Origin of the sequence: Amycolatopsis sp. SB7-3 (assembly GCF_041021335.1) — a bacterium.
In the GTDB taxonomy this organism is placed as follows: Bacteria; Actinomycetota; Actinomycetes; order Mycobacteriales; family Pseudonocardiaceae; genus Amycolatopsis; species Amycolatopsis japonica.
On the sequence record NZ_JBFPJQ010000001.1, the window covers coordinates 2,319,157 to 2,328,961 of the forward strand.

Annotated in this window: 10 protein-coding genes; 6 read left to right on the forward strand and 4 right to left on the reverse strand. The window is 69.2% G+C overall.

Going from position 1 to position 9,805, the window contains the following annotated elements; genetic code table 11:
* Positions 1–99 precede the first annotated feature (99 nt).
* Together AB8M46_RS11370 and AB8M46_RS11375 are read left to right on the forward strand one after the other, a co-directional pair.
* The gene (locus AB8M46_RS11370) at positions 100–492 is read left to right on the forward strand and encodes a hypothetical protein (protein ID WP_394360246.1); all 393 of its coding nucleotides are present in this window, start codon (positions 100–102) and stop codon (positions 490–492) included.
* Positions 493–509: 17 nt separating this feature from the next.
* Complete coding sequence (locus AB8M46_RS11375) at positions 510–1,229, forward strand: TetR/AcrR family transcriptional regulator (protein WP_037334062.1); 720 nt, start codon at positions 510–512, stop codon at positions 1,227–1,229.
* On the opposite strand, the gene AB8M46_RS11380 is transcribed toward AB8M46_RS11375, so the two are convergent.
* The 3 genes from AB8M46_RS11380 to AB8M46_RS11390 all read right to left on the reverse strand — a co-directional run bounded on the left by AB8M46_RS11380 (position 1,230) and on the right by AB8M46_RS11390 (position 6,225).
* The gene (locus AB8M46_RS11380; protein ID WP_037334058.1) at positions 1,230–1,967 is read right to left on the reverse strand and encodes an SDR family oxidoreductase; all 738 of its coding nucleotides are present in this window, start codon (positions 1,965–1,967) and stop codon (positions 1,230–1,232) included. It lies immediately after the preceding gene.
* An 89-nt stretch (positions 1,968–2,056) separates the two neighbouring features.
* The gene (gene leuS / locus AB8M46_RS11385) at positions 2,057–4,903 is read right to left on the reverse strand and encodes a leucine--tRNA ligase (RefSeq protein ID WP_125731334.1); all 2,847 of its coding nucleotides are present in this window, start codon (positions 4,901–4,903) and stop codon (positions 2,057–2,059) included.
* A 170-nt stretch (positions 4,904–5,073) separates the two neighbouring features.
* Complete coding sequence (locus tag AB8M46_RS11390; RefSeq protein WP_394360247.1) at positions 5,074–6,225, reverse strand: esterase-like activity of phytase family protein; 1,152 nt, start codon at positions 6,223–6,225, stop codon at positions 5,074–5,076.
* Between the two features lie 65 nt (positions 6,226–6,290).
* On the opposite strand from AB8M46_RS11390, the gene AB8M46_RS11395 reads away from it, so the two are divergent.
* Positions 6,291–6,713, forward strand: a complete 423-nt coding sequence (locus AB8M46_RS11395) for an SdpI family protein (protein WP_125731337.1) — start codon at positions 6,291–6,293, stop codon at positions 6,711–6,713.
* Here AB8M46_RS11395 and AB8M46_RS11400 read toward each other — a convergent pair.
* The gene (locus AB8M46_RS11400) at positions 6,710–7,291 is read right to left on the reverse strand and encodes a YqgE/AlgH family protein (RefSeq protein ID WP_007032276.1); all 582 of its coding nucleotides are present in this window, start codon (positions 7,289–7,291) and stop codon (positions 6,710–6,712) included. The two genes, AB8M46_RS11395 and AB8M46_RS11400, sit on opposite strands and share 4 nt — an antisense overlap.
* A gap of 209 nt (positions 7,292–7,500) precedes the next feature.
* On the opposite strand from AB8M46_RS11400, the gene AB8M46_RS11405 reads away from it, so the two are divergent.
* From AB8M46_RS11405 to AB8M46_RS11415, 3 genes are all read left to right on the forward strand, one after another.
* Positions 7,501–8,763: an MFS transporter gene (locus tag AB8M46_RS11405; protein WP_394360248.1), complete on the forward strand. Its 1,263-nt coding sequence runs from the start codon at positions 7,501–7,503 to the stop codon at positions 8,761–8,763.
* An 83-nt stretch (positions 8,764–8,846) separates the two neighbouring features.
* Positions 8,847–9,467 (forward strand): YbaB/EbfC family nucleoid-associated protein, encoded by a 621-nt coding sequence (locus AB8M46_RS11410; protein WP_360120954.1) that lies wholly within the window; start codon positions 8,847–8,849, stop codon positions 9,465–9,467.
* Entirely contained in the window at positions 9,467–9,796 is a 330-nt protein-coding gene (locus tag AB8M46_RS11415; protein WP_037334042.1) for a WXG100 family type VII secretion target, read from the forward strand. The genes AB8M46_RS11410 and AB8M46_RS11415 overlap by 1 nt, the downstream gene beginning before the upstream one ends.
* The last annotated feature ends 9 nt before the right edge of the window (positions 9,797–9,805 follow it).

A 9,805-nucleotide genomic window follows, 5' to 3' on the forward strand; every position in this document is an offset into this window, starting at 1 on the left:
CCGGTCGTGTGGATCACCACAGCGACCTCCGGTTTTCCCTACCGGATCCGACGGCTTACCTCATGTTCCCGCAGGTCAGCGACCCCTAGCGTGCCAGGTATGACGATTTCGGACTGGAAACGCGCGGTCTACGCGCTTCTCGTACTTCCGGGGTATCTCGGTGGCGCGAAGGTCCAGCGTGGACTGTCGCGGCGCTGGCTCGGGCACGAGAGCGGGTCACGGCCGCGGTTCGTGGCGGCGTTCGGTCCGAGCGCGGCCTCGTTCCTGCTCGCGTTGCTGCTGTTCTACCTCGTCGGGCGCATCGCGACCTACGGGCTCTTCTGGACCGGCAGCGATCCCGAGGGCACGTGGGGCGGGCCGACGCTGGCGGGGGCGTGGATCGTGCACTTCCTCATCGCGGCCGGGATGGCCATTCCGATCTTCCTGACCCTCCGCCCGCTCACACGGCTCCAGTCCCGGCTTCTGGGTTCTTCCCCGGTAAGGGGGCACTGACCACCTAGAATGCCCGGATGACGAACACCGGCCGCAGGGGTCGCGAGCGGGCCGCGACCGATCAGGACATCCGCCGGACGGCGCGGGCGCTCCTGGTCGAGCAGGGGCCGGAGGCCGTGACCCTGCGGGCGATCGCGCGCGAGCTCGGCATCACGGCGCCGGCGTTGTACCGCTACTACGGTTCCCGCGACGATCTGGTCGAGCATCTGCGCGCGGACGTCGTCGCGGATCTGGCGGCCGGGCTCGCCGAGGACATCGCGCAGCTGCCGGACGAGGGCGCGCTGCAGCTTTTCGCCATCTGCAAGGGATTCCGGCGCTGGGCGCTCACGCACACCAAGGAGTTCACGCTGGTTTTCGCGTCGCCGGCCGGCGACGACACGTTGAGCAGGCTGGACGAGCCGTTCGGGCGGATCTTCCTCGCGGCGGCGGGGCGCGTGCTCGCGATGCACGATCTGGTGACGCCGTCGAACGATGTGGTCCCGGCCGAGCTGCGCGACGATCTCACGTCGTTCCAAGAGGAACTGCTTGCCGTGCTGAAGGAGTCCGGGGCGACGTTCCCGCTCGAAAAGCTCGACCTCGGCGTGACGTACCTGATGATCCAGTTCTGGGCCCGGCTCTACGGGCACGTCACGCTCGAGGTCTTCGGCAACTACCCGATCCCGTTCTCGAAACCGGACGTCCTCTTCGACGCGATGCTGGCCGATCTCGCGCGCGAGATCGGCCTGTCCACCGAGTAGCTAGGCCGCGTGCCCGCCGTCGACCGAGACGGTCGCGGCGGTCACGTACTTGCTTTCCGGCCGTGCCAGGAACGACACGGTGGCGGCGACCTCCGACGGCGAACCGTAGCGGTCGAACACCGTCAGGCTCCGCTGGTCGGCGGCGTACGGGCCGTCGGCCGGGTTCATGTCGGTGTCGGTCGGGCCGGGGTGGACGATGTTCACGGTGATGCCGCGCGGCCCCAGTTCCCTGGCCAGGCCCTTGGTCAGGCCCAGCAGCGCGGTCTTGCTCACCGCGTACAGCGACATCCCGGGGCCGGGCACGCGGTCCGAGACGCAGCTGCCGATGGTGATCACGCGTCCGCCGTCGCCGAGGTGCCGGGCCGCGGCCTGGGTGGCCACGTAGACGCCGCGGACGTTCACCGCGAGCACGCGATCGATGTCCTCCAGGCTCGTCTGGTCGAGCGGGCCGACGAAGCCGACGCCGCCGTTGTTGACCAACACGTCGAGCCTGCCGAATTCGGCGACCGCCGTGTCGACCGCGGAGACCACGGCCGCGGCGTCGGCGCTGTCGGCCTGGATCGCCAGCGCGCGGCGGCCGAGCGCCTTGATCCGGTCCACGACACCGGCCGCGAGCTCGGCGTTGTTCTGGTAGGTGAGTGCGACGTCAGCGCCGTCCTCGGCGAGCCGGATCGCCGTGGCGGCACCGATCCCGCGGCTGCCGCCGGTCACCAAAGCCACCTTGCCGTCGAGGGTCATGCGGTGTTCTCCGTTCGATTTCGTTGTCCTTGAACAACTCCATCGAATCGCCGCACGACCCTCGACGCTGGCGTCTTTCGGCCACGGTGCTACAGGACGATGTTGACCAAGCGCCCCGGCACGACGATCACCTTGCGCGGGGTGCCGTCGCCGACCAGCGCGGCGACCTTCTCGTCGGCCAGCGCGGCCGCCTGCACGGCGTCCTTGCCCGCGTCGGCGGGCACGGTGACGCGGGAACGCACCTTGCCGTTGACCTGGATCGGGTACTCCACGGAATCCTCGACCAGGTACTTCTCGTCGACGACCGGGAACGGCCCGTGCACCAGGGAATCCGCGTGGCCCAGGCGCTTCCACAGCTCCTCGGCCAGGTGCGGGGCCAGCGGCGCCAGCATCAGCACCAGCGGCTCCACCAGCTCGCGCGGAGTCGCCTCGGCGCCGCCGTAGACCTTGGTGACGTGGTTGTTCAGCTCGATCAGCTTCGCGCCGGCCGTGTTGAACCGCAGTTCCGCGTAGTCTTCGCGGACCCCGGCGATCACCTTGTGCAGCTGCTTGCGATCGGCGTCCGTGGCGTCCACTGTGGACACACGCAGTTCTCCGGTCTCTTCGTTGACGACCAGGCGCCACAGACGCTGCAGGAACCGCTGCGCCCCGACGACGTCCTTGGTCGCCCACGGCCGCGACACGTCCAGCGGGCCCATCGACATCTCGTAGAAACGGAAGGTGTCGGCGCCGTAGGTCGCGCACATCTCGTCCGGGGTGACGACGTTGCGCTGCGTCTTCCCCATCTTCCCGTATTCCTGCTTGACCTCTTCGTCCTGGTAGAAGAACTTCCCGTCCTTCTCCACGACGTCTTCGGCCGGCACGTAGAACCCGCGGGAATCGGTGTACGCGTACGCCTGCACGTAACCCTGGTTGAACAGCTTCCGGTACGGCTCCTTGGACGACACGTGGCCCAGGTCGAACAGCACCTTGTGCCAGAACCGCGAGTACAGCAGGTGCAGCACCGCGTGCTCGACGCCGCCGACGTACAGGTCGGTGCCGCCCGGGTCTTCGACGCCGTGCTCGGCGGGGCGCGGGCCGACCCAGTACGCCTCGTTCTCCGGCGCGACCAAGGCTTCGGAGTTCGTCGGGTCCAGGTACCGCAGCTGGTACCAGCAGGAGCCCGCCCAGTTCGGCATCGTGTTGATGTCACGACGGTAGGTCTTCTTGCCGTCGCCCAGATCCAGTTCGACCTCGACCCACTCGGTGGCGCGCGCCAGCGGCGAGGACGGCGTGCTGTCCTTGTCCTCCGGGTCGAAGGTCACCGGCGAGTAGTCGGCGACCTCGGGCAGTTCGATCGGCAGCATGCTGTCCGGCAGCGCGTGGACCTGGCCGTCCTCGTCGTAGACGACCGGGAACGGCTCGCCCCAGTAGCGCTGGCGCGAGAACAGCCAGTCGCGCAGCTTGTACTGGACGGTGCCGCGGCCGTGGCCGTGCTCCTCCAGCCAGCCGATCATCGTCTTCTTGGCCTCGTCGACGCCCATGCCGTCCAGGAAGCCCGAGTTGATCGCAGGCCCGTCGCCGGTGAACGCCTTGCCGTCGAAGCCTTCCGTCGGCTGGACCGTGCGGATGATCTCCAGGCCGAACTTCTCGGCGAACTCCCAGTCACGGGTGTCCTGGCCGGGGACGGCCATGATCGCGCCGGTGCCGTAGCCCATCAGGACGTAGTCGGCGACGAAGACCGGGATCTCCTTGCCGTCAGCCGGATTCACCGCGTAGGAGCCGGTGAAGACGCCGGTCTTCTCCTTGCTCTCCTGACGGTCCAATTCGGACTTCCGGGAAGCGGCCTCGCGATACGCGGCGATCGCCTCGGCGGGGGTCGCGGCGCCGCCGGTCCACCGGGCGTCGACGCCTTCGGGCCACGTCGCCGCGGTCAGCTTCTCGACCAGCGGGTTCTCCGGCGCGACGACGACGTAGGTCGCCCCGAACAGCGTGTCCGGACGGGTGGTGAAGACCTCGATCTCCTGATCGCCCGCCGCGAACTTGACCTGTGCGCCGTGCGAGCGGCCGATCCAGTTGCGCTGCATGGACTTGACCTTCTCCGGCCAGTCCAGCAGGTCCAGGTCGTCGACCAGGCGGTCGGCGTAGGCGGTGATCCGCATCATCCACTGCCGCAGATTGCGGCGGAACACCGGGAAGTTGCCGCGTTCGCTGCGGCCGTCGGAGGTGACCTCTTCGTTCGACAGCACCGTGCCCAGGCCGGGGCACCAGTTCACCGGCGCCTCGGAGATGTAGACCAGGCGGTGCGTGTCGATGATCTCCAGCTGCTCGGCGCGGGTCAGCTCGCACCAGTTGCGGCCGTCGGGCGTCCGGCGCTTGTCCTGCGCGTACTCGGTCTCCAGCTCGACGATGGGCCGGGCCTTGCCCGCCTTCTCGTCGTACCAGGAGTTGAAGATCTGCAGGAAGATCCACTGGGTCCAGCGGTAGTACTCCGGATCGGTGGTGCGGATCCGGCGCCGGTCGTCGTGGCCCAGTCCCAGGGCGCGCAGCTGACGCAGGTACGTCGTGATGTTCTCGTCCGTGGTCTTGGCCGGGTGCTGCCCGGTGCGCACGGCGTACTGCTCGGCGGGCAGGCCGAAGGCGTCGAAGCCCATCGTGTGCAGCACGTTGCGGCCGATCATGCGGTGATACCGCGCGAAGACGTCGGTCGCGATGAAGCCCAGCGGGTGCCCGACGTGCAGGCCGGCGCCCGACGGGTACGGGAACATGTCCTGGACGAACAGCTTGTCCGACGGGACCTCACCGTTCTCGTCCGCGAGCGGGCCCACCGGGTTCGGTGCGTGGTAGGTGCCGTGGTCGGACCAGTAGTCCTGCCAACGCTGCTCGATCTGGCCCGCCAGCTCCGCGGTGTAGCGGTGCTGAGGGGCCGCGTCGGCGCCTTCGCTCGCCTGGTTCATCGCCGAAATCCTCCGTGCTCATCCACGTCAAGCCACTCCAGAAACAACTCGACCCCTCAGCCCGGAGGGCATGAGGGGTCGCCGCGCTGGTCCCGGCCGTTCGACCGAGTTCAGCGCGGCAGGCCAAGGAGCAGCCGAGCCGTGTTCATGAGGCCAGTTTAACGCCCAGGTCAAAGGCGTTCCGAGGGGACCGCCAGAGCGATGAACTGGGTCACCTGGGTCGCGGAGAAGTTGTTGTCACTGACCAGGACCAGGCTGCGCTCCCCGTTCGGGAGACGCGGGCCCCAGGTCATGCCCTCGACGTTGTCCACCGTGGACAGTTCGAAGTCCGCCAGGTCCGCCAGCAGGCGTTTCTTGACCGGCTTGACCTTCTTCGCGTCGGCGAGGGAGGGCGTATTGAGGACGTTCGTGGCGCCCTTGGTGTCGATTTCGTAGATGCGGATCTTGTTGCCGACGCCGGTTACGAACGACCGCTCCATCACCAGGTAGCGCGTCGGGTCGGCCTGGTCGACGGCCAGCAGCGACGAGATGCCGGTGGTCGCGAACGCGCCGGGCGGGTTCGGCGACGCGAAGACCTTCTCCTGCGGGTACGCGTACTGCGCGAGGACCGGCCCGAACCGCGACTGGACGGTGATCCGCGAAAGGGCGCCCGACGTGGTGTTCGCCTCCGGGCCGTCCTGGAGCAGCGGGCCCTCGACCGAACTGGCGACCAGAGACCCGAAGCCCGCGAAGGTGAGGCCTTCGAGGGCGAGGTTCTGCCGCGGTCCTGCCGTCTCGGCCATCTTCTCGTTGGCGGGAATCGGCAGGTCACGGGTGTAGGAGCCGTCGCGCTCCGCCTCGCGGATCGACGGGTCGATCCGGGCCGCGGCCGACCGCTCGCCCTCCTGCGACCAGACGTACCGGCCCGTCCAGGGGTCGACGCGCAGCTCTTCGGGGTCGATGGTCTGCATGTTCGGCGGCTGCGCGGGGTCGTTCTTCGCGAGCGGCGGGTACGGCGTGCCGTCGGGACGCAGGAGCGGCTTGGTGCCGGTGAAGGTCACCGGGCCGAGGCCCTTGGCGTCGAGGGAGAACTTCGCCGTGTAGAAGCGCGCGGGGTTGATGGCGGAACGGTCGTCGCAGATCAGCGCGTACTCGCCGGTGCGGGGGTCGTAGTCGATGCTGGACAGGCCGCCGACGACGGTGCCCTCGTAGGGCAGGGCGTTCGGGACGATCTGTTCCCCGATCAGGCGAAGCGGACGGTGACCCGCTTCGGCGGCCGGTGCGGCCATCAGGGTGAGGGGAACGGCCCCGATCAGGGCTGCGGAAAGAGCTCGGCGTGACATGGCCTGTAGCACAGTCGATCAGGGTATCCGGCAGGTTGCCGGGACGTCACGCTTATCCTCGTGGAGTGTTCGTCATAGCGCTGGTCCCGATCGTGCTGGGTGTCCTCGTCGGCTGGGGTGGGTTCCTCGGCCTGCGCGAGAAGCTGCCGCGTGACCGCGGCGCCGGCGTGCGCACCGCCGCCACGATGCGCAGCGAAGAGGCCTTCCGCCTCGGCAACAAGGTCGCCGGGGTCCCGACGCTGACCGGCGGCGTGATCGCCGTCCTCGCGGGGATCGCCGCGCTGGTCATGCCGACGACGTTCGGGCTGCTGCTCGCCTCGTTCGTGGGTGTGGTCGGGATGGTCGCGCTGGTCGCGGCCGGGGGAGTGCTCGGCAACCGCGCCGCCGCGACGGTGCCGGAGCCCGAACCGGAGCGGCCCGCCGGCTGCAGTGGCTGCGCGTGCGGCACCTGCGGCGTCTTCAAGAAGGCCGACACCGCCACCGCCTAATTGCGCTGCAGGTCTCCCGGGTGGGTGGCCAGCAACGCCAGCGGGATGCCCTGACGCCGCAGCACCTGGCCCCACAGATCGTGGTGCGGCGAGGCGAGGACGTCGCTGGGCAACGCCGGGACGATCACCCAGTCGTCGCGTTCGATCTCGTTCGCCAGCTGGCCGGAATCCCAGCCCGCGTACCCGGCGAACACCCGCACACCGCGGACCTTCGGCACCAGGATCTCGGGATCGGTGTCGAGGTCGACCAGCGCGACCGGACCGCGGACGGCGATCACACCGGGCACGCTCGACGCCGTCTCCCCGGTCCGCAACGCGGCCAGGCACAACGCGGTCTTCTTCTCGACCGGGCCGCCGACGAACACCGACTGCGGCTCGGCGACGTGCCCGCCCCAGTTGGGGAGCACGTCGTACACCGGCACGTCACTCGGCCGGTTGAGCACGACGCCGAGCGTTCCCTCGTCCCGGTGATCGATGACGAACACGACGGTTCGCCGGAAGTTGGGATCGAACATCGTGGGGGCGGCGACCAGGAGCGTTCCCGGTTCGACCTCGGCGTCCGCTGGCACGTCCGCCATGATCCCACTTCGAGCGGGGACAAATCGTCCGGCTCTGGGAACAACAGCATCACGAGCACCGTTGGACACAACGGTCGGTGCGCTTTCCGTGTCCCCCGGGCTCACTGAAGAACCGCCTTTGTGGAATACCGTCCGGCTGGAGCCACACTGCGCATAGCCGCCGAGAGGCGACCTCAAAGCGCATCGGCCACCTTCAATAGGCTGGTGCCGTGACGACCACCGCCACGGCGCCCACCAGGGCGTTCGTCCGCGACCGTGACTTCCTCCGACTGCTGTTCACGCGGTTTTCCGCGCACTGGGGCAACGGCATGTACCAGGCCGGGCTGGCCGGCGCCGTCCTCTTCAACCCCGAACGCGCCGCCGACGCGCTCGGCATGGCGGGCGGATTCGCGGCGTTGCTGCTGCCGTACTCGATCGTCGGCCCGTTCGCGGGCGCCCTGCTCGACCGTTGGGACCGCCGGAAGGTCCTGATCTTCGCGAGCCTGCTGCGGTCGGCCACCATCCTCGCGACGGCCGTCGCCGTGGGCACGGGCGTGGCCGGGATCGGGCTCTTCTCCCTCGCGCTGGCGTCCGAAGGCATTTCGCGGTTCATCGGTTCGGGTCTGTCCGCGTCGCTTCCCCATGTCGTCGAAGAAAAGTCCGTGGTCGCCGCGAACGCCTTCGCGGCCACCTGGGGTTCGGTGCTCGCCGTCGTCGGAGGCGGCTGCGCGATCGGCCTGCGGGCGCTGACCGGTGCGGACGACGCCGGTTCCGCCTGGGTCACCGCCGTCGCCGCGCTGGGCGGGATCGGCGCCGCCGTCCTCGCCGCCGGATTCGCCCGCGGGCTGCTCGGGCCGTCGACGGTCGACGAGCCGTCGAACCCGGCCCTCGCCGTCGCCCGCGGCCTGGCCGACGGCGCGAAGGCGGCCTGGCGCACGCCCAGCGTCACGGCCGGGTTCGTCGCGCTGTTCGCCCATCGCGCGTCGTACGGGATCTCGCTGCTGGTGACCGTGCTGCTGATGCGCAACCATTTCGCCGCCGGGATGACCGGGCTGGGCGAGATGGCGGCGTTCGCCGGTGCCGGGATCCTCGTCGCCGGGCTGCTGACCGCCTGGCTGATCAAGCGGATCGGCAGGGTCCGCGTCGTGGTGGGGGCGCTGGTGCTGGCGGCGGTCGCGCAGTCCGCGCTCGGCCTGCCGATGGCGATCCCCACCGCGTTGCTCGCGGCGTTCCTGGTGACCGGCGCCGGGCAGGTGCTGAAACTCTGCGTCGATTCCTCGGTGCAACTCGACGTCGCCGACGAAGCCAGGGGACGGGTTTTCGCGCTCTACGACACGCTCTTCAACATCACCCAGGTCGTCGCGGTCTCACTGGCCGCGACGGTGATCCCGGCCGACGGACGCTCGCCGGGGCTGCTCGTCACGGCGACCGTCCTCTACCTGGCGGGAGCCGCCGGTCATCTCCTCGCCGGGCGAAAACACCAGATCCGGTGATATGACGCGGGCGTTGGCATTAGGGTGACGCTTACCGACACCGGGTGGCGTATGCCCGGGATCCAGCACTAGCGGGGGCTCAAGTGACGACGGCCGGCGACGACAGCGCACGCCTCGAAGCGCGCAATGCCGCCATGAAGGACCAGGTCGACACGCTGCTCGAACAGTTCGAGCGCCAGACGGCCCAGCTCCGGGACGCGCAGGAAGCCGCTTCGCAGACCTCGGCGACGGTGGTCTCGCAGGACGGCCTCGTCCGCGCCACCATCGACGCGACCGGCACCCTCGCCAAACTCGAGATCCAGCCGAACGCCTTCGAGCGCACCAACCCCGCGCAGCTGGCCAACACCGTGCTGACCCTGGTCCGCCAGGGATCGCTGCAGGTCAAGCAGCAGGTCGCCGAGCTGATGGCCCCGATCACCGAAGGGCTGCCGGACCTCTCGGACCTCATCGAAGGCGCGCCGTCGCTCCAGGGGCTGATGCCGGCGATCCCCGACTTCCTCGCGGCCGAAGAGGAAGAGGAGCCGGCGAAGTCCGACGAAGACTTCGACGCCCCGCTGATGATCAAGGACGACACGCCGCCGCCTCCTCCGCCACCGGCCGCCCCACCCGCGCCGCCGACGCCGAAACCGGTTCCGAAACGGGTGCGTCAGCAGGACGACGATGAGGAAGAGCCGCCTTCGAGCTGGCTGACCAGGGGAGTCTGATGCCGAACGGTGGGGGCGGAGCCGGATTCACCGCGGATCCGGATGCGGTGAAGTCGGCCGCGGCCAAATTGGGAATCGCCGCGGACCAGCTGGACGAGGCGGGCAAGGAACTGCTGGCCGCGATGAACTCGCTCGGCCAGTGCTGGGGCAATGACGACGCGGGCAAGGAGTTCGCGAAGGACTACGAACCGGGCGCGCAGGGCTCGTCCGAGGGGTTCGCGAACATCGTCGAGGCGCTGCGGGGTATGCAGCACAACGTCGAACGGTCGATGACCGCGTTCACGAACGCCGAGGAAGAGATCAAGTCGACGCTGGACAAGAAGGTCTAGCGCCGTGGG